Source organism: Desulfoluna sp. (assembly GCF_030145185.1).
Classification (GTDB): Bacteria; Desulfobacterota; Desulfobacteria; order Desulfobacterales; family Desulfolunaceae; genus Desulfoluna.
In genome coordinates, this window is the sequence record NZ_JAQYWB010000001.1 from 84181 (window position 1) to 102985 (window position 18805).

Annotated in this window: 18 protein-coding genes; 14 read left to right on the plus strand and 4 right to left on the minus strand. The window is 53.8% G+C overall.

Going from position 1 to position 18805, the window contains the following annotated elements; all coding sequences use genetic code 11:
- Positions 1-4: 4 nt before the first annotated feature.
- Entirely contained in the window at positions 5-1150 is a 1146-nt protein-coding gene (dprA, locus tag Q1Q75_RS00305; RefSeq protein WP_300666828.1) for a DNA-processing protein DprA, read from the plus strand.
- Complete coding sequence (gene topA, locus Q1Q75_RS00310; RefSeq protein WP_300666831.1) at positions 1147-3447, plus strand: type I DNA topoisomerase; 2301 nt, start codon at positions 1147-1149, stop codon at positions 3445-3447. The genes dprA and topA overlap by 4 nt, the downstream gene beginning before the upstream one ends.
- A 168-nt stretch (positions 3448-3615) precedes the next feature.
- Here topA and efp read toward each other — a convergent pair whose 3' ends face one another.
- A complete protein-coding gene (efp, locus tag Q1Q75_RS00315; RefSeq protein ID WP_300666834.1) occupies positions 3616-4179 on the minus strand; it encodes an elongation factor P in 564 nt (187 codons plus the stop codon).
- A gap of 122 nt (positions 4180-4301) precedes the next feature.
- Positions 4302-4580: a hypothetical protein gene (locus Q1Q75_RS00320; RefSeq protein WP_300666836.1), complete on the minus strand. Its 279-nt coding sequence runs from the start codon at positions 4578-4580 to the stop codon at positions 4302-4304.
- A gap of 83 nt (positions 4581-4663) precedes the next feature.
- Between Q1Q75_RS00320 and guaA the strand changes: the two genes are divergently transcribed.
- From guaA to Q1Q75_RS00340, 4 genes are all read left to right on the plus strand, one after another.
- Positions 4664-6196 (plus strand): glutamine-hydrolyzing GMP synthase, encoded by a 1533-nt coding sequence (gene guaA, locus Q1Q75_RS00325; protein WP_300666838.1) that lies wholly within the window; start codon positions 4664-4666, stop codon positions 6194-6196.
- Between the two features lie 6 nt (positions 6197-6202).
- On the plus strand, positions 6203-7012 hold the full coding sequence (locus Q1Q75_RS00330; RefSeq protein WP_300666840.1) for a hypothetical protein: 810 nt from the start codon (positions 6203-6205) through the stop codon (positions 7010-7012).
- A gap of 49 nt (positions 7013-7061) precedes the next feature.
- On the plus strand, positions 7062-8597 hold the full coding sequence (locus Q1Q75_RS00335; RefSeq protein WP_300666843.1) for a SidJ-related pseudokinase: 1536 nt from the start codon (positions 7062-7064) through the stop codon (positions 8595-8597).
- A gap of 208 nt (positions 8598-8805) precedes the next feature.
- A complete protein-coding gene (locus Q1Q75_RS00340; RefSeq protein ID WP_300666845.1) occupies positions 8806-9093 on the plus strand; it encodes a hypothetical protein in 288 nt (95 codons plus the stop codon).
- Positions 9094-9112: 19 nt separating this feature from the next.
- On the opposite strand, the gene Q1Q75_RS00345 is transcribed toward Q1Q75_RS00340, so the two are convergent.
- The gene (locus Q1Q75_RS00345; protein ID WP_300666848.1) at positions 9113-9724 is read right to left on the minus strand and encodes a MarC family protein; all 612 of its coding nucleotides are present in this window, start codon (positions 9722-9724) and stop codon (positions 9113-9115) included.
- 490 nt (positions 9725-10214) lie between these two features.
- Here Q1Q75_RS00345 and Q1Q75_RS00350 point away from each other — a divergent pair, with 490 nt between their 5' ends.
- The 8 genes from Q1Q75_RS00350 (at position 10215) to Q1Q75_RS00385 (ending at position 16919) form a co-directional block, all read left to right on the plus strand.
- Positions 10215-10973 carry a N(G),N(G)-dimethylarginine dimethylaminohydrolase gene (locus tag Q1Q75_RS00350; RefSeq protein ID WP_300666851.1) on the plus strand — a complete coding sequence of 253 codons (759 nt, stop codon included), beginning with the start codon at positions 10215-10217 and terminating at the stop codon, positions 10971-10973.
- Between the two features lie 30 nt (positions 10974-11003).
- On the plus strand, positions 11004-11168 hold the full coding sequence (locus tag Q1Q75_RS00355) for a hypothetical protein (RefSeq protein WP_300666854.1): 165 nt from the start codon (positions 11004-11006) through the stop codon (positions 11166-11168).
- 79 nt (positions 11169-11247) lie between these two features.
- A complete protein-coding gene (locus tag Q1Q75_RS00360; protein WP_300666857.1) occupies positions 11248-12063 on the plus strand; it encodes a transporter substrate-binding domain-containing protein in 816 nt (271 codons plus the stop codon).
- Between the two features lie 241 nt (positions 12064-12304).
- Positions 12305-13309: an ABC transporter permease subunit gene (locus tag Q1Q75_RS00365; protein WP_300666859.1), complete on the plus strand. Its 1005-nt coding sequence runs from the start codon at positions 12305-12307 to the stop codon at positions 13307-13309.
- A 2-nt stretch (positions 13310-13311) separates the two neighbouring features.
- Positions 13312-14043, plus strand: coding sequence for an amino acid ABC transporter ATP-binding protein (locus Q1Q75_RS00370; protein ID WP_300666862.1), 732 nt, complete (start codon positions 13312-13314; stop codon positions 14041-14043).
- Between the two features lie 171 nt (positions 14044-14214).
- The gene (locus Q1Q75_RS00375; RefSeq protein ID WP_300666865.1) at positions 14215-15408 is read left to right on the plus strand and encodes a metallophosphoesterase; all 1194 of its coding nucleotides are present in this window, start codon (positions 14215-14217) and stop codon (positions 15406-15408) included.
- A 504-nt stretch (positions 15409-15912) separates the two neighbouring features.
- Positions 15913-16302 (plus strand): hypothetical protein, encoded by a 390-nt coding sequence (locus tag Q1Q75_RS00380; RefSeq protein WP_300666868.1) that lies wholly within the window; start codon positions 15913-15915, stop codon positions 16300-16302.
- A gap of 203 nt (positions 16303-16505) precedes the next feature.
- On the plus strand, positions 16506-16919 hold the full coding sequence (locus Q1Q75_RS00385) for a hypothetical protein (RefSeq protein ID WP_300666870.1): 414 nt from the start codon (positions 16506-16508) through the stop codon (positions 16917-16919).
- Positions 16920-17030: 111 nt separating this feature from the next.
- On the opposite strand, the gene Q1Q75_RS00390 is transcribed toward Q1Q75_RS00385, so the two are convergent.
- The gene (locus Q1Q75_RS00390) at positions 17031-18743 is read right to left on the minus strand and encodes a DEAD/DEAH box helicase (RefSeq protein WP_300666873.1); all 1713 of its coding nucleotides are present in this window, start codon (positions 18741-18743) and stop codon (positions 17031-17033) included.
- Positions 18744-18805 lie beyond the last annotated feature (62 nt).

Genomic DNA, 18805 nt, shown 5'->3' on the forward strand with positions numbered 1-18805 from the left:
ACCGATGGATCTTCTGCCCTGGTTCGCCCTCAAAGAAATACCCGGCGTCGGGAACCTTTTATTTAAACGACTGATTAAAGCATTTCATACGCCCCAAAAGGTCTTTGAGGCTGACATGGAGAGCCTGTCCCGAGTGGACGGGATCTCCCGACGCCTTGCCGGTGTTATCTGCACCCACGCGGCCTCTGACCAGGCCCGACGACACCTTGACCGGGCCTGCCGGGCAGGCGTTACGATCCTGCCCTTGACCCATACGGACTACCCACGCCTTTTGGCCGAGATTCACGACCCGCCTCCCCTTCTCCAGGTCATTGGCACGATGGACCCGGGCTCGGCAACGGTCGCCATTGTCGGCTCACGAAAAGCAACCTCCTATGGACTCAAAAACGCTGCCAGACTGGCAACCGAGCTGGCCCATTCCGGATTGACCATCATCAGCGGCCTGGCACGCGGTATCGATACCGCAGCTCACAAGGGCGCCCTAACGGGCCAGGGGCACACCGTCGCTGTTCTGGGATGTGGGCTTGGCACCGTCTATCCTCCGGAAAACAGAGGCCTGGCCGCCGCCATCGCTCGTACCGGCGCCCTGATCTCCGAGTTTTATTACGACACCCCCCCGGAGGCCCACCATTTTCCTATGAGAAACCGCATCATCAGCGGCCTCAGCCTCGGAACCGTTGTCGTGGAAGCCTCTCTCAAAAGCGGATCCCTGATCACGGCACGCTGTGCCGCTGATCAGAATCGAGAAGTCTTTGCCGTACCCGGCCATATTGAAGCCTCCCAAAGTGCCGGTACCCATCGTCTCATTCGGGAGGGGGCCAAACTGGTGGCGACGGCCACAGATATCATGGAAGAATTCACCGCCCATATCTACAGCCCGGCAAAATCACTGCCAAACCCTTGCGATTTAAGCCCTTTTCACCATAGCAAACGCACCGTTTCACCCGAAGCATCAAAAATTCCTCTTGATCATGAGGAGATCTCTGTATTAAAGGTCCTTGACTTGTATCCGTCACATATTGACGATATTTTACCAACCGTTCCCATGGGGGCGGGTCGTCTCTCCGCTGTCTTGCTGAATCTTGAATTAAAAGGCATGGTGGTACGATCCCCCGGAAAACTCTTTTCGTTGAAAGAGGAGAAATTGTGAGCAAACCCCTTGTTATTGTGGAGTCCCCCACCAAGGTGCGGACCCTCAAAAAATATATTGGAAAAGACTACAATGTGGCGGCCACCTCAGGTCACATCAAAGACTTGCCCCCCAGAGAGATGGGCATAGACATTGAAAAAGGGTTCAAACCCAAGTATCTTCAAATCAAGGGCAAAGCCAAGATCATCAAAGATCTGAAGGCGGCGGCCGCAAACACCACCGAGATTTACCTTGCGCCTGACCCCGACCGCGAAGGAGAGGCCATCGCCTTCCACACTGCGGACATCCTCAAAGGCAAAGACCGTACCTTTAAAAGGATTCTCTTCCACGAGCTCACCCAACGAGGCATCGAAGAGGCTCTGAACAACCCCACCGAGCTCAACTACAACCGATACGATGCCCAGCAGGCACGGCGTATTCTGGATCGACTGGTGGGATACCAGGTGTCTCCTCTCCTCTGGAAAAAAGTGCAGGGCGGCCTGAGCGCCGGTCGTGTGCAATCTGTAGCGGTCCGTATTATCTGCGAGCGTGAACACGCCATCCAAAAATTTGAGCCCGAAGAGTACTGGAGCATCGCAGCGGAGCTGAAAGGGGAGGCCGATACTGCCTTTATTGCCAAAGTGACCAAAGTGGACGGCAAAAAGGCTGAAATCAAAAACGGCGAAGCCGCCCACGCCATGGTAGATGAGCTGAGAGAGGCCCCGTACAAGGTCGAGAAAATCACGCGCCGCACCAAAAAACGCAACCCCTTGCCCCCCTTCACCACCAGTAAACTTCAGCAGGAGGCGATCAACCGCCTGCGCTTTTCCGCACGCAAAACCATGAGCGTGGCCCAGCAACTCTATGAAGGGGTCGACCTGGGACCGGGTGAACCCGTGGGTCTAATTACCTATATGCGCACCGACTCCACGCGTATTGCCAATGAAGCGGCCGTTGAAGCCGGAGAGTTCATCCGCAAAAAATTCGGGGACACTTACGCCATTGAGGCCCCCCGTTTCTTCACAAACAAGAACAAAGCCCAGGATGCCCATGAAGCCGTTCGTCCCACCAGCGTCTTCAACACCCCTGAAAAGTTAGCCCCCTACCTTGACGAGGACCAGCGACTTCTCTACACCCTGATCTGGAAACGTTTCATCGCCTCGCAAATGCAGCAGGCACTGATTGATCAGGTCAGCGTGGCCATCGCCTCGGGTCGATACACCCTCTCCGTCTCGGGCTCCACGGTCAGATTCCCCGGTTTCACGGCCCTGTACACCTATGATGAAACAAAAAAAGAGGACGACAAAAAACAGCAGCAACTGCCGGAGCTTTCGGAAGGAGAGGCCCTTTCTCTCCTCGTCCTCGACCCGAAGCAGCACTTCACCTCACCCCCGCCTCGCTTTTCAGAGGCGTCCCTGGTCAAAGAGCTGGAGGAGAACGGCATCGGACGCCCCAGCACCTATGCCACCATTCTCTCCACCATCCGAAACAAAGGATATGTGGAACTGTTAAACCGCTACTTCCGACCCAGCGAACTTGGCTTCATCGTCAATGACCTCCTGGTGGCCAACTTCCCCGACGTCTTCAACGTGGAGTTCACGGCCAGCTTTGAAAACAATTTGGACAAAGTGGAAGCCTCGGAGATCAACTACCTCACCCTGCTCAGCGAGTTTTACGCCTCCTTTGACAAAGAATTGGAAGCGGCGACCGCCAATATGATCAGCATCAAGGGCGTGGGTATCGAGACAGGGCTCACCTGTCCCCAATGTTCCAAAGAAAAACTCCATGTCAAAATCGGCAAAAACGGCACGTTTATCGCTTGCAACGGGTATCCAGAGTGTGACTACTCCCGTAACTACGAACGTGACGACAAGGGCTCAATTCACCCCATTGAGCCCTCATTTGAGCTGGCTGAGGGAAAGGTCTGCGAAAAATGTGGCAAACCCATGCTCCTCAAGCAGGGCCGTTACGGTGAGTTCCTTGCCTGCAGCGGCTACCCGGAGTGCAAACACACCATGGGGATCAACAACGAGGCAAACGGTGGAACCGGGGCAGAGACGGGCGTCTCCTGCCCGGAGAAAGGGTGTAAAGGCATCATCGTGGAGAAACGCTCCAAACGGGGCAAAGTTTTTTACGGGTGCAACCAATATCCAGACTGCAGCTTTGCTATCTGGGAAAAGCCCGTCCCACGTGCCTGCGATCTCTGCGGCGCATCCTTTGTGGTGGAAAAAACCACCAAGAGAGATGGCACCTTCCTGAAATGCCTCACCGATGGATGCAACTTCAAAGAGCCAGTAGAAAAAAGTGAGGACGACTGACCGGCTTCTTTTTAAGGCCACCCCGTCACGGCCTCGCGTCACATTCATGACATCAAACAAAAAGGGGCTCATCCGCTTATCGGATGAGCCCCTCTTTTATTTAATGGCACCGTCCACCCCGGTGATCGCGTCAGCAAACGCTTCCGGGTGGGATCGACCGCCAAAGCCTTATTTTTTTACACGCTCCGAATATTCACCCGTGCGGGTATCAATGCGGATGGTTTCTCCCTCGTTGACAAAGGGGGGCACCTGAATTTCATATCCGGTTTCGACGGTGGCGGGCTTGTAATTGTTGGTGGCGGTGTCGCCTTTAACCCAGGGATCACACCGGGTGATCAAAAGCTCCACAAAGTTGGGAAGGGTTACACCGATGGCTCGCCCATCGTACATCAACACCAAGCATTTGGTGTTCTCTTTCAGGAGCGGGATAACCTCTGAAACCTGACCTGCGGTGAGAAACTCCTGCTCGTAATTTTGGGTGTCCATAAAGCTGTAAGCATCCCCATCAAAATAGAGATACTCCATTTCACGTTCTTCCAGGCTGGCTTTGATAAATTTCTCGCCGGAGCGGTAGGTTCTATCAAACTGTGTCCCGTTAATCATGTTCTTCAGCTTGCACTTGTAAAGGGCCTGCCCCTTGCCAGGCTTTACAAAAGAAAACTGAACAATTACATAAGGGTCACCGTCAATCTCGATTTTAATGCCTTTCCGCAGTTCACCACATTCAATCATCGTCTGCCTGTCCTTGTCTGTTTTTTCATGGCCCAATTAAATAGAACGGGACCTAATTTTTATCATGAATGATGCCACTCAACGCCCCAAATTTGAAACGCAGTATATTTCTTAATTTTTTATCACAAGATGGCGGCCTTGGCAACGACGGCACCCTCAACCCCGCAAAGACGTTTATCCGTTTCCATTTTTTGCCCGATATGGTAAATGCACGGATTAAAGTGATTAAAAATGATTTCGTCAAATACTGTCAAGATGATTCGGATATACCAAATGATGAGTCCCCCCCACGACACCACCGCAATATGTTGTGAGGGGACGCGTTGAACGGAAGGTTTCCTCAACGGTTCATCCCCTGTCCGATCTAAAACCATACCAAGCCCGATGCCACCACGAGACATGTGGCCGCACCCGAGTTTTGAGATCCACCCCAAAGGCGGCGTAGCCCTTTATCCGCACCGCTATCAACCACAGAAGGAATATCATGATATTAATCATCGATTTCGGCTCACAATTCAACCAGCTGATCGCTCGCCGCGTTCGAGAGTTCAACGTGTACTGCCAGGTTGACGCCCCCAGCGTGGCCACTCTGGACTACATCCGGGAGTTGAAGCCCGAGGGCATCATTCTTTCCGGCGGTCCCTGCAGTATTTATGATGAAAACAGTCCCAAGGTCGACAGCGGCATCTTTGATCTGGGCATCCCCGTCCTCGGGATCTGCTACGGAATGCAGTTCATGGTCAACACCCTGGGCGGTGAAGTCAAACGTTCCGACAAACGAGAGTACGGCTTTGCAGAGCTCCAGATCAACACACCCTGCCAGATCTTCGAAGGGGTAGATTCCCCCACCCAGTGCTGGATGAGCCACGGCGATTCCATCTCGTCACTGCCCGAAGGGTTCACGCCCACCGCCTCCACCGACAACACCCCTTTTGCCGCAGCCGCTGACACCAGCAAAAAGTTCTACGGCCTGCAGTTTCACCCCGAGGTGGAACACTCCCTCAAAGGGCGCGAGATGATTTCAAACTTCCTGTTTGACATCTGCGGGTGCGAGAAGAATTGGACCATGAAAAGCTTTGTCCACTCCTCCATTGAAGAGATAAAAGCCATTGTCGGTGATAAAAAGGTGATTCTGGGATTAAGTGGCGGCGTGGACTCCACCGTAGCGGCCGTACTGATCCACAAGGCCATCGGTCGCAATCTCACCTGCATCTTCGTAGACAACGGCCTGATGCGAATGAACGAGCGGGAAAAACTGGAAGAATCGCTCACCGAGAAACTCGATCTCAACATCAAATTCATCGATGCCTCTGACCGATTTCTCTCTGCCCTTGAGGGGGTCTCTGATCCCGAGAAAAAGCGTAAACTTATCGGCAACATTTTCATCGACGTCTTTGAAGACGAAGCCACCAAGGTGGACGGTGCGGACTTCCTTGGACAGGGAACCCTCTATCCGGACGTCATCGAGTCCCAGTCTGTTTTCGGAGGCGCTTCGGAAGTCATCAAATCCCACCACAACGTGGGCGGTCTTCCTGAAAACATGAAGTTAAAGCTCGTTGAGCCCCTCAAGTACCTCTTTAAGGACGAAGTCCGCGCTCTGGGTGAAGAGATGGGCATTCCCGATGACCTCGTCTGGCGTCAGCCCTTCCCCGGCCCCGGCCTCGGCATTCGTGTTCTGGGCGAAATCACCAAAAGCCGCCTCGACATTCTGCGGGAAGCCGACTCTATTATCGTGGAAGAGATCAAAAAAGCCGGTTTCTACAAAAAAGTATGGCAGTCCTTTGCGGTGTTGCTCCCCATCAAAAGCGTGGGCGTCATGGGTGACCAGCGCACCTACGCCTACACCATCGCCATGCGCGCCGTTACCAGCAAAGACGCCATGACCGCAGACTGGGCGCGTCTCCCCCATGATCTCCTCGCTCGCATCTCCAACCGCGTGATTAACGAAGTCAACGGAGTCAACCGCATGGTGTACGACATCACCTCCAAACCTCCGGGAACCATCGAGTGGGAGTAGACCGGTATGGACAGGAAAGACGACGGTCGCTTTGTATTCGGAGCCGACGATAAAAATGAACCGGAAGCCTTGGGCGAACAGTCCCGCTCAAGGTTGGATAACCTCAACCTTAAGGTGACGCTCATTGCCGTTATCATGCCCTGCCTCATCGGCATCGTGATGATCTTCGGCTATATTGACATGAACCGACGGGTCGCGACCTTCAAAAACACCGGTTCAGAAGAGGTTCGAACTGCCTCCAAAGAGATGGAACGCATGGTCTCCTCCCTTCAGGTGAAAAATGCCCGGATGGAAAAACTCCTGACCCAGGAGTTCGGGGAGATCAAGACGCGTTTAAATACCCTGGAGAAAAAGGTCGGCAAGGCCCAGAAGGACATCAACTTCATTGTCGCGACGCGACTCACGAAAAAACAGACCGAAGCCCACCTCGGAAAGTTTCAGAGCCAACAGAACAAGAACAACAAGGCCCTGGTCCTGATCCAAGCCGATACCGCGGATGCCATCGACCGCACCCGGGCTCTGGAGACAAAAAGCACCGCCGATGCAGAGGCCCTGAACAGGCTCAAGAGAGATCTCGCCACGGCCAAAAAAGAGGTGAGTTCTCTGTCCCGATCCATGCCCTCTCTATCGGAGATTGACAAGCGCATGAAGAAGGAGCGTATCCTGATGCAGGTCCGCATTGACGAAGTCCGTGCCACTCTTGGCATGCGCATCGACAAAATCGCCGAGGACCGGGACAGCACCACCGTTCCTGTGCCGCCCCCTTCCCTGGCGCCACAGCCGGGAGCCATCAGCGAGCAAAACATCGGAGACTGACCGAAACCGTCTCTTCATCCCTATGCACATCCAAGGGGCCATGCACTGCATGGCCCCTTGCTGTCAGGAGCCCATGACCGCCTGCGCCGAAGATATCGAACGGCTTTTTTCCGTATCAAAGGGCTACAACGCCCTCTTTCTGGCTGCCGGAGCCCTGGAGAATGCCTGCGAAGAAACGCCTGAAAGCCTTACAAGACAAGGGGTCCAACTGCTTCTCGCCACCCTGGCAGACCCTCAATTTGAGACCCAGCGGACCTCTTTTTTCTTTTACAGTCGCTTCGCCCAAATCCTCACCAGCACAGCCAAACAGCTTGGACCGCATCACCCCATTTCCCGCACAGCCCTTCAGGGGCTAAGCTCCCTGGTCGCCCACGCCACCGGAAATCGTCATCTGGCCCTCTGCCATGCCACGGGTCTTCTTGCGCCACAAACGGCCCCACCACCGCCCCTTCCGGCCAAGACCACCGTCCCGTGCAGCTGTGCCGAGCTTCTAAACCTCGTCGAGTTCCCGCCCCAGACACTCCCCACCTTCGCTGGACGCAGCCTTCTTTACGCACATCAGGAAAAAATTCTGGTGATCAAATGCGCCCGGCCCGGAGAGGACCCGAAAGGCCTCGCCTCCGAGTGGCACTGGATGAAAATTCTCGGCAACCGCCTCGCCCGGGAAAGACACATCCCCACGCCCGTGGCTCACCCCCTGCTGCGCATGACAGGGCTCCCCGAAGGAGCGGCATCCGAGACAGGCATCGCTTTTCTCACCACAGCCGCTTACTTCACCTACCCCAACGAACCCCTTGCGCCCATAAACACCGATCAGGCGGTCCATGTCATTGGCAACGCCGCCTATCTCTTCGGCCACTTGGCGGCACACGGCATTCTTCACACCGCGCCTGTCCCCCTTTTCCACAACCGGGTCCAAACAGACAGGCGAGAAGATGACGGGGTCTACCTCTGGCAAAAAGGGGGGCGTCTCGACCGCTGGCTCGCCTCCTGCCGATACCCCAATTTCGGACTCTCCGGCCTGCGAGACTTTGAACACATAAAAACGGCCCCCGAGATGAGCACCCACGAATTTTACCGCACCATGGGCAATCAAATTCTAAGCCTGCTTCTCGTGGCAGGGAGCCATTTCCGCAGCCTTGGAGGCCCCTCTCCTGCCTCAAAAGACGATCACCGTCACCTCTTTGATATCGCAAAGTTAAATGCCATGCTGACGGCCATCATGAATAACTACTACAGGGGATACACCGGCAACGGAAAAGACTTCCCCCATGAAGCGGGACGAACAAATCTTGCCGTGCGCATGGTCGAAGAGATGGGACAAGATACCCATATGGAAGAAGTCTTAAGAACAAGGGACCAGCAGGAGATGGGAGAGAAGGCCTTTCGGCAATTTCTGATCGATCGGGAGTACACTCAGGAAGAGGCCCAAAAGATGCCCCGGGGAACCGCCGATATCGTGCTCTTCACAGGCCCCCACCTCGGCCACTTCAACGGCAAAATATCCTGCCCTGAATTAATTGAGTTTACGGCCACCCTTGCATCCATTACAATGGCCAACGGGTTTTTATCCACCCCTCCATAACCGGTCGCTGCCACGGCATCGCCCGGGTTGCACGCATTATGACAAAGGAGTGCCAACGTTGGTCATCTACGATGATATCTATCACTGGAAAGGGCCTGCAGGCGGTTGCAAAGAATGTTCAAGGAATACGCCCCCCAATACGCTGTGGCTCATCACATGCCGACTGCGTATTGTCGACCTGGCCCCTGCAACCCCTGGGGCAATGCCCATGAAACGACATGTGGTCATGGCCGAAGATATCTCCGAAGGCCCCCGACGACGCATCTGCGCTGAAAGCCTGGGACGCCATATTTTTAGTGAGTTCAACCTTAATATCAAGCGAACCCTCTGGATCGAATGCGACCCTTTTCTGAAAGAGACCTTCCATGCGGCTCACTTCACCCCCGCCTATCACGACGGTCAAGAGATCATTTACACCATCGACTGGCGCCCCCTTTTCACCGCAGAAAAGACAGCCATGAGACCCCACCTCCAGACCTTTTATAAATCAACATAGCCCACCGGAGGGACGCCTCTTATTGCATCCCGGCGAGTTGTCGAATGCCATCGGCGATGAACTGAATAGCCAGAGCAGCGAGGATCACGCCGAAAAGGCGCTTGATGATATCGTCACCGGTACCGCCTAAGCACTTCATGATGGCGCCGGCATAAAGAAAGGCGATGAAGGTGACCGTGTTGATGATGACCACAGCGCCCATCACCGAAACCACCTCAAGGGTACCTGAGGCCCCGGAGAATAGCAGGATGGTCAGGGTCAGGCAGCCGGGACCGGATAAAAGGGGGATGGACATGGGATAGACGCTGATGTCCGTCAGCCCCTGGACCGCCCCGCCGCCCGGTTGGGATTCAGCACCTGTGATCATGTGAAAGGCTGTATAAAAAAGCAGAAACCCGCCCGCCACACGAAGCGCCTCAATGCTGATACCGAGCCGAGAGAGAATGGCCTCCCCGAAAAAACCAAAAGCGAGAATAATGCAGGTGGATACAGCAACCGACTTCACCGCCATGTTCCTGCGATAACTCTGCCCCTTTCCATTGGTGAGAGCAAAAAAAATAATGGCCGCTCCCAGGGGATCGATAATGACAAAGTAAGACGTCAGGGCATGAAGAAAGGTTTCAACGGGCATGATCATTTTTTCCAGAGAAAGATTTTGGTTCAGGGCTCATGATGAATGGACGGTGTAAAAGTGTCACCACCCAAAAAACAGGAGAATCAGACGTGTCGACTTTTTCTAACGTAGATGCCAGCCAAAAGAAAGAAGATTCCCGGCCACGAATGGTATCTCCGGGATATACGATTTTCCACGGCTTCTGATTCTGGAGAAGGCCTCCTGTTCACAGGGCTCTGCCGCAAAGAATCCGGTCACGTGAACGTTTTGTGAATACTGAGCGCTGAAGCCCATGGAATAGGGTTGACAGGACTCCACGGGACGACTAAAAACGGAGAGGTAAGTTGTTTACTTATGCGTCCGTACCCACGGGTAGCCGGCATGACGATCCGGGCCCTCTTCACCCGTTGGTTGCCTGCCGACGGCATCATGTTTTCATGATTGCCGTTTTTTCTGCTGCGCAAGGGATATTTTTACGTTATCGTTGCAAGGAGTTAGTCGTTTCACTATGTTTGAAAAAGCTATCGTTAGAAAACCCTGTAAAAATTTCACCCAAGGCATCACCACGCAATCCTTGGGTGCCGCGAACTATGACGTTATGACAGCGCAGCATACCGCTTACACCGAGGCCCTGAAGGACCTTGGGCTGGTGGTGGAGATTCTGGAAGCGGAAGAAGCCTACCCGGACGCGCATTTTGTGGAGGACACCGCCGTGGTCTTCCCCGAAGCTGCCGTGATTACCAATCCCGGCGCAGAGGCCCGCAAAGGCGAAGAGGTCACCATTGAAAAAGCCCTCGCCGCCCATCGCCCCATCGAAAAAATCACCGCTCCCGGAACCGTGGACGGGGGTGACATTCTCATGGTGAACCGACATTTTTTCATCGGTGTCTCCGACCGAACCAACGAAGAGGGGGCCGCCCAGCTCGGCGCCATTGTAAAAAAATATGGGTACACATGGATTCCCGTCCCCGTTGCCGCCGGGCTCCATTTCAAATCCAGTGTCAACTACGTGGGCAAAAACACCTTGCTCGTCACCGAGACCTTTAAGGATCGCAGCGAGCTCCAAGATTACACCCTCATCGTCTTAGACCCCGAGGAAGAGTATGCCGGCAACACGCTCTTGATCAACAACACGCTGATCATGCCCCAGGGGTATCCCAAAACTCGGGCCAAGCTGGAGGCCCTGGAATTGCCCATTGTCGAACTTGAGACCAGCGAAACCCGTAAAATGGACGGTGGATTAACCTGCCTTTCACTGCGTTTCTAAAATCACCTGACTTTTCGACGTGGAGGACCCATGAACGTCATTAAAAACAGATACAAAAGGGAAGCTGTGGAGGTGCACTGCCCAAAGTGCAAGCGCAGCCAGATTATCTATATTCCCGACGAAAAAATGCCGGATTGTCCCGTGTGTCGAAAAAAAATGATCATCAAAGAGGTCCTTACGGAAGGCAAGTATTGATAAAGGCCGTGCCTTTAAAAAAGCCACACCGTAATGAATATGTGTTAACGGAAATAATGAACTGGAGGATTAATCACCGATGAAGCTGAAACAGATGCTCATTGCATCCCTGTGCCTTCTGGCCTTTGCCGCCCAGGGTTTCGCTGACGACATTGAACTTGCCAAAAAGTCCACCTTAAACAAAATCCTGGAACGAAAAGAGCTCCGTATTGGCCTTGATCCAGGGTATCAGCCCTTTGAAATGACGAACAAAAAAGGGAAAGTAGTGGGTTTTGATGTGGACATTGCCAAGGCACTGGCCAAATCCCTGGACGTCAAACTCACCATCGTCAACACGGACTTTGACGGGATCATCCCCGCATTGCTGACGGATAAGTTTGATATTATTTTGAGCGGCATCACCATCACCCAGAGCCGAAACACCCAGATCAACTTCCCCGACCCCTACATCGTTGTGGGTCAGGCCATTATTCTCAACAAACGCCTCAAGGATAAAGTCCACTCCTACAAAGATCTGAACGACCCCAAATACACTGTCGCCTCACGCATCGGTACCACCGGTGAGATGGCCACCAAACGGTTGATCCCCAAAGCCAAATACAAGTCCTTCGACAAAGAAGCCGACGGCGCCATGGACGTGATCAACGGCCAGGCCGACGCCTTTGTCTACGATCTCCCCTTCGGTGTCGTTTTCATGGCACAGCACGGGGAAGGCAAAGCGATCCTCCTGGACAAGCCCTTTACCTATGAGCCCCTTGGGATGGGTATCCGCAAAGGAGATCCAGACTTCCTGAACTTTTTGAACAACTTCCTCCGCCAGATCAAGGCCGACGGTACCTACGACCGCATCTACGACAAGTGGATCAAGAGCACCAAGTGGTTTAATAATATCTAAAGGGACTGTGACACGCTGAATCTATTTTCACCCCGGGAGCCCTGCTGCCGGGGTGATTTATTGATTGCGATTAAAGTCCATTACGCTGATATTGAAACTTTTTTACTGCCGTCACTAAGAAGCAAAGAATTCCCTTTATTAATCTAACAAATCAAAGAAACCCGATTTGTTCAGATGTGATCCACCCCGCCGCCCCGTAAGCAACCAAGCAGAACGCCGGCAGCGGGCAAAGGAGCAGGACATGTCACTTTACCCGGGTCTGGATGCACCCCGAAGCAAGGCGTACACAACCATCTGGACAGGCATTTTTTTTGTCACCCTCATTCTCGGCATGACAGGCCTTTACGTGGCCACAAAGTCGGTGGATTATGTCTGGCGATGGTACCAGGTGCCGGATTATTTTTTTTACCAGGAAGATGTGGAGACTTTAAGCGAAATTGACGGCTTTATCGACCACATTGACACCCAGGGGGAGACCACCCTTGTTACGGTTAAAGGGGAAGGCGAAACCGAGATTTACACGCTTCCCACCGAGAGCCTCCTGGCGGCTGAAGGGGACTATATTTATTATGGCGACCCCATCGGTTCTCAAAAAAAATGGCAGACCGGTCTTCTCATTTACGGCCTCTGGATCACCTTAAAAGTCAGTTTTCTCGCGATTATTCTGGCCCTTTTTATCGGGATCGTCACCGGCCTCATGCGTATCTCGGACAATCCGGCCTTCAAGTGGGCGGCCATTACCTATATCGAACTGATTCGCGGATCTCCCTTGCTGGTCCAACTGATGATCTGGTATTTTGTCATTGGCACCCTGGTGAACCGACTCCTCATGGACTTAGGGGTCGCAAAGGTCCCCACTCTCTGGTTCGGGATCCTTTCCCTGGCCATCTTTACCGGTGCGTATACGGCAGAAATCGTCCGTGCAGGGGTTCAATCCGTCCACGTGGGCCAGATGGAAGCGGCCCGTTCCCTTGGCATGAGTTACTTCGAGGCCATGCGCAAGGTCATCATGCCCCAGGCCATCAACCGAATTCTTCCGGCCCTGGCCGGGCAGTTCATCAGTCTCATCAAGGATTCCTCCCTGTTGGGGGTTATCTCCATACGAGAGCTGACCAAAATAACCCGTGAGGTCGTCACCTCATCCCTGCAACCCTTTGAGCTCTGGATCGTCTGTGCGGCCCTTTACCTGGTCCTCACCTTCGGTTTCTCCCTGCTTGTCCAAAGACTTGAAACGAGAGCGGTGTAATCATGATACATGCAAAACAGGTTAACAAATTTTTTTACGCTCCCCACAAGATTCACGCCCTCAAAGATGCCTCCCTTGAAGTGGCACCTGGCGAAGTGGTGGTCATTATCGGTCCCTCTGGCTCTGGAAAGAGTACCTTTCTTCGCTGCCTGAACCGCCTGGAATACGCCGACAGCGGTTCTATCCAAATCGACGGAGACGATGTGCTCGACCCAAAGGCCGACATCAACACCATTCGAGCCGAGGCGGGTATGGTCTTTCAATCCTTCAACCTCTTCCCTCACAAAACCGTCTTGGAGAACCTCACCATGGCGCAGATGAGCGTGAGAAAAAGATCCAAAGCCGAAGCGGAAGACAAAGGGATGATGCTGCTTAAAAAGGTCGGGATTGAAGACAAATCCAATGTCTATCCCAACCAGTTATCGGGAGGACAGCAGCAGCGTGTGGCCATTGCACGCTCCCTGGCCATGGACCCGAAAGTCATTCTTTTTGATGAACCCACCAGCGCCCTGGATCCTGAAATGGTGGGTGAAGTTCTGGATGTCATGAAGGCGCTGGCCAAGGAGGGGATGACCATGGTGGTGGTCACCCATGAGATGGGTTTTGCCCGGGAAGTGGCCGACCGCGTCATCTTCATGGACGACGGATGCGTCATCGAAGAGGGCACCCCGATAGAATTTTTCAAAAACCCGAAAAATGACCGCACCCGGACCTTTCTGGACCAGATTCTCTAACATAAAAAAAGCGAGCCCACGGCGGGCTCGCTTTTTTTGTTCTCACGAGACCCCACCCTGATGTCATCAAGAAACCCTGTCCAGCATCGTCACTTTTGAGGTTGTGCCTTCGCCCCCTGTTGATTTAGAATCATTGCAACCGGTACAGCCTCAATGCATGACAAAGCCACCATGACATCCCATCAAAAGATACGCATCATGAGCCTCTTTATTCTCTTTCTCTTTGTCTCCATAACCGTCTTCCTTTGGTTCGGAGGCGTTCGGTTCATCAATCAACTGGCCCTGCCTCTGCCCCTTCGGATTGTCCTCTGGGCCAGCCTTCTTTTTGCCCTCTTCTTCTCCCCCCTTCTTTTTTATCTACAGACACTGGGGCAGAAAGGGCCGTTACTTGATGCCATGGCCTGGGCAGGCTATCTCCTCATGGGGCTCTACTCCATCCTTATCTGTGGCGTGATAGGCCGCGATCTTCTGCTCGGCTTTGCCGCCCTTCTGTCCAAGGGGACATCAAAGGGCCATGCCGCCATGGACCTGCCTGTGAACCCCTCGCGACGGGGCCTTCTCATCCACGGAATCAATTGGGGTCTTGCCGGAGCCACGGGCCTTTTGACCGGTTTTGCCCTCAAAGGAGCCCTCACCCCCCCGCAGGTCATCACCCTCACCCACCCCACCCCCCACGGCGGACTCAGGGGCCTTCGCATCGTTCAGATCAGCGACATCCACGTCAGCCACACCATCCGCCGTGGCATGGTGGAACGCATTGTCACCATGGTATCGTCGCTTGCCCCGGACATCGTTGTCCTTACCGGCGACCTGGTGGATGGCTCGGTCTCCATGTTAAGACATGGCGTCGCCCCCCTGGCCGGCCTTCACGCCCCCATGGGCAACTATTTTATCACCGGCAACCATGAGTACTACTCCGGGGTCTATCCCTGGCTGGAGGAGATCAAACGCCTGGGGTTTACGGTTCTCCTCAACAGTCACCAAACCCTTGATTACAAGGGCACCCCCCTGGTACTGGCGGGCGTCACAGATTTTCATGCCGGACGCATCGTCCCCGAACACGCGTCCAGCCCGAAGCAGGCCCTTGCCGGCGCCCCGGAAGACGCCTACCGCATTCTTCTGGCTCACCAACCCCTCTCCTTTCCTGAAGCAAAGGCTGAAAACTGCCACCTCACGCTCTCCGGCCACACCCACGGCGGCCAGTACTTCCCCTTCACCTGGATGATTCACCTGGTCCAGCCCTGGGTGGCAGGACTATACGAAGAGGAGGGGCACCGGCTTTACGTCAACCGAGGCACGGCCTTCTGGGGACCTCCCCTGCGCCTCGGCTCCCCGTCTGAAATTACCCTCCACCTTTTTTCATAACAAAAGGAACCTTTCACCATCGAATCTTTGTTCCATCCCCTCATAGCCCCTCCGAAGAGGCCTCACACGGCCACTCACTTTTACCGCCCCTGCCGGAAGGCTTACCCCTCAAGCCATTGCCATCCGTTCATTTAATGGAACATTTCCAGAATTCACAATAACGGAATCTGGCCATTCCATATGGTATAGTGAACGAAAAAGTCTTTTCCCCTTTCGCATCGTTCACTCCACAAGTCTGTCCTGTCCCCACCCGCCTCACCTTTCCGATCCCCCTCAGTCCACGTTTTTCGCTTGATTCTTCTCGATATTTTCCCCTCGGCATAAAAAGATCAACTTTTTTACTGCCGTTGGAACAGAACTTGAATTACCAAATAGACAACAACTCAGGTCACCCACCCCCTCTATCGGATGAAAGATCATGGTCACGACGACACCCCTCTTCTCCAACTGCAGAAACGGCCTGAAAACAACGTATTCGCCTGAACAAGGCATTGGAGAAGCCCCATGAAAAAGCGCCGCTCAACCCTCATGACCCTGATTGCCGCCGGATCTTTTTTTGCAGCCGGCACTGCCTTTGCCGCCCCCTTGAATCTGTCGGAATCCACCATGGAAACGATCTCAGGCGAACCCGGCTTGGCCCTGATAGAACGCGGGGAAACCGAATCCCTTGAGCTTCAAGCTGATTCCAACACCGAAATGAATCGAGAAATCCTGAGACGCAACAGCGCAACAGACTTCCCGGTGGAATCGACAGATAGGGTCCTGGCATACGACCAAACCCTCCAGGCCGGACAGGCTTCAGGACAAACCGCTCATGACCTCATGAATGAGGCGATCCCAGGTCGCCTGCCCCAATTTTTTATCGATGAAGCACAGCGTGTCGTCAACCCATAACACTGATATGCCAAGGTAATTAAAGGATCAAGCTATCCCGCCTGCCGGGTTTCCATGGGCCTCTTGCCGCCACCACCCACTGCGACGGCAACTCTCCCAACACCCTGGAACACTACCGGTGCGGGTTACATCCGCCCCCCCCCCTGAAAAGGGGGCGGCGGACCGATCAACGCCCTGGTTAATAAACACTGGAGAATAAAAAAATGAAAAACATTGCCACAAAAATGACACAAGGGCTGATGATGACAAGCCTTCTGATCCTTCTTGCCACTCCCGGTTATGCAGGGCTGACGAAACTTACCCCCCAGGAGTTAAAAGGGGTCACCGGCCAAAGCGGAATTCAAACCCTGGTGATGGACCACTTAACGGAAGATCAGAAACAGGATGAAGAGAAAAACAACCGCGAGATTCAAGCCCTCATCGCGCTGAACAAACATGTTCCGCATGAGTTGAGAAGGGATATCCAGGCCCTGCAGATCACGATCAACGACAGCACCCGCATCGTCCGAGAATTCGGCACCATACAGCAAGGGATCCTTGCGGTCCCCATGGCCGTCACCACCATCATCAGCTTGCCTTCCGTCGGCCTGGGCGGAGGGGGAGGGTTCTTCTTCTAACCCGCCTGCCACACAAAACAAACTGGCATAAAACGCAAAACGGCCGACGTGAAAAACACGCCGGCCGTTTTATAATCATTTAAGATCCCTGCCATCACGCAAGGGGCGAAATCAGGACGCTTTGCGTCCTGTAAATCGTCGTCCGCCGCGATTCACCTTTCGTCCATCCCGCATGGATGAGTCTCCCCCACCCTGCATCTCCACAAACAGACGTTGTCCATCAAGGGTCGCCCCTTTCATGGCGTGAAACACGTGCCTGGCCAGGCCACCATCCACCTCAAAATAAGAGGCGTCTTTTCCGATATCGATACGCCCGATCTGACGGGAAGAGATACCGGCCCGATCGCACACAAGACGAATGACCGCCCCCTGATTGATTCGGTTATTAATGCCCTTATTAAAGGTGATACGCTGCATCCCGGACGTACGATGATCAGCAAAGGGCTTCGAGCCTCTGTCTCGTTCGGGTCGCGGCTGACGTCGGGGCTGTGCACCGCGATCGTTGATGTCTTCCGCCCCTTTATAAGAGGCAGCCACGCTATTGAATCGCTCAGCCACAATCTGGTTGATGAGCTCCTCTTTTGACAACGCTTCGAAGGCTTCATACACCGAAGGGAGATACTCCCCAATGGCATCGTGATCCACGTCCACAGCCTTAAGTTTTTCAACCATGTTGTCCAACTTCAGTTTGCAGATCACGCTGCCTTCCGGCACTCTGCACGCCGTAAAACGAATCCCGCATTTTGCTGCCACAAGACCCAGCTTACGATTGTCCCGCCAGTTCATGATAACAAGAGACTTCCCGGAACGTCCGGCACGAGCCGTTCGGCCACTGCGGTGGGTGTAGGCAGCGACCTCATCGGGGAGGCCATAATGAATCACATGAGAAATGCCTTCCACGTCAATCCCGCGTGCGGCGACATCCGTTGCAACCAATAGTTTCAGGCGACGGTTTCTAAACCGTTGCATCACCACATCGCGCTGTTGCTGAGACAACTCGCCATGGAGGGCATCCGCGTCATATCCCGCTTCAAGAAGCGAGTCAGCCACCTGCCGGGTTTCATGACGGGTGCGGCAGAACACCAACCCATAAAGGTCTGGAGAGGCATCAATGATTCGCTTCAGGGCCACAAGCTGAGACCCGGGACGCACCACGTAATTCTCATGGTCAATGCGCGCTGATGTGCTGTTTTTCTTTCCGACCGTAATTTCCACCGGGCTGGACATGAAACCTCGTGCAATGGCCGCCACACCCTTGGGCATGGTCGCTGAAAACAGCCATGTGGAAGAGGAATCAGGGGTATCTTTAAGAATGTCGTCGATGGCCTCTTTAAAGCCCATGTTCAACATCTCATCCGCCTCATCAAGCACCACGTTGGTGACACCGGAAAGATCCACAACCCCACGCCCCATAAGATCCAAAAGACGGCCCGGAGTCGCTACAATAATCTGCGAGCCCCGTTTAACCTGTCGGATTTGAAGGGCAATGGACGACCCTCCATAAATTGAAGCAATCTGAAGTGCAGAAATTTTAGATCCGTAGGAAACGAAATCTCGAGAAATCTGAATGCAAAGCTCTCGGGTGGGACAAAGAACCACGGCCTGAATGCTTCGTTGGGCGGTTTCAATTCGGTTGATCAAAGGAAGACCAAAAGCGGCCGTTTTTCCCGTTCCGGTCTGAGCCAGGGCCACGAGGTCACCCGTGGTACCGCGAAGTGCGGCAAGGGCTTTCTCCTGAACTGGGGTAGGCTCGGTAAATCCCAAGGCTGCGACAGCCTCAACCAACTCTTGACGTAATCCAAACTCTTCAAAACAAAGACTCATTATATTCGTTCACTCTCTTTCATCACGCAGGGCGTGGTGGTGGTTGTCGCAAACCGTCACCG

Bases quoted from the DNA above. Each gene is read 5' to 3' on its own strand.
- dprA (WP_300666828.1), top strand. From the start codon at position 5: ATGGATCTTCTGCCCTGGTTCGCCCTCAAAGAAATACCCGGCGTCGGG.
- efp (WP_300666834.1), bottom strand. From the start codon at position 4,179: ATGATTGAATGTGGTGAACTGCGGAAAGGCATTAAAATCGAGATTGAC.
- Q1Q75_RS00320 (WP_300666836.1), bottom strand. From the start codon at position 4,580: ATGTCTCGTGGTGGCATCGGGCTTGGTATGGTTTTAGATCGGACAGGG.
- guaA (WP_300666838.1), top strand. From the start codon at position 4,664: ATGATATTAATCATCGATTTCGGCTCACAATTCAACCAGCTGATCGCT.
- Q1Q75_RS00330 (WP_300666840.1), top strand. From the start codon at position 6,203: ATGGACAGGAAAGACGACGGTCGCTTTGTATTCGGAGCCGACGATAAA.
- Q1Q75_RS00335 (WP_300666843.1), top strand. From the start codon at position 7,062: ATGGCCCCTTGCTGTCAGGAGCCCATGACCGCCTGCGCCGAAGATATC.
- Q1Q75_RS00340 (WP_300666845.1), top strand. From the start codon at position 8,806: ATGAAACGACATGTGGTCATGGCCGAAGATATCTCCGAAGGCCCCCGA.
- Q1Q75_RS00345 (WP_300666848.1), bottom strand. From the start codon at position 9,724: ATGCCCGTTGAAACCTTTCTTCATGCCCTGACGTCTTACTTTGTCATT.
- Q1Q75_RS00350 (WP_300666851.1), top strand. From the start codon at position 10,215: ATGTTTGAAAAAGCTATCGTTAGAAAACCCTGTAAAAATTTCACCCAA.
- Q1Q75_RS00355 (WP_300666854.1), top strand. From the start codon at position 11,004: ATGAACGTCATTAAAAACAGATACAAAAGGGAAGCTGTGGAGGTGCAC.
- Q1Q75_RS00360 (WP_300666857.1), top strand. From the start codon at position 11,248: ATGAAGCTGAAACAGATGCTCATTGCATCCCTGTGCCTTCTGGCCTTT.
- Q1Q75_RS00365 (WP_300666859.1), top strand. From the start codon at position 12,305: ATGTCACTTTACCCGGGTCTGGATGCACCCCGAAGCAAGGCGTACACA.
- Q1Q75_RS00370 (WP_300666862.1), top strand. From the start codon at position 13,312: ATGATACATGCAAAACAGGTTAACAAATTTTTTTACGCTCCCCACAAG.
- Q1Q75_RS00375 (WP_300666865.1), top strand. From the start codon at position 14,215: ATGACATCCCATCAAAAGATACGCATCATGAGCCTCTTTATTCTCTTT.
- Q1Q75_RS00380 (WP_300666868.1), top strand. From the start codon at position 15,913: ATGAAAAAGCGCCGCTCAACCCTCATGACCCTGATTGCCGCCGGATCT.
- Q1Q75_RS00385 (WP_300666870.1), top strand. From the start codon at position 16,506: ATGAAAAACATTGCCACAAAAATGACACAAGGGCTGATGATGACAAGC.
- Q1Q75_RS00390 (WP_300666873.1), bottom strand. From the start codon at position 18,743: ATGAGTCTTTGTTTTGAAGAGTTTGGATTACGTCAAGAGTTGGTTGAG.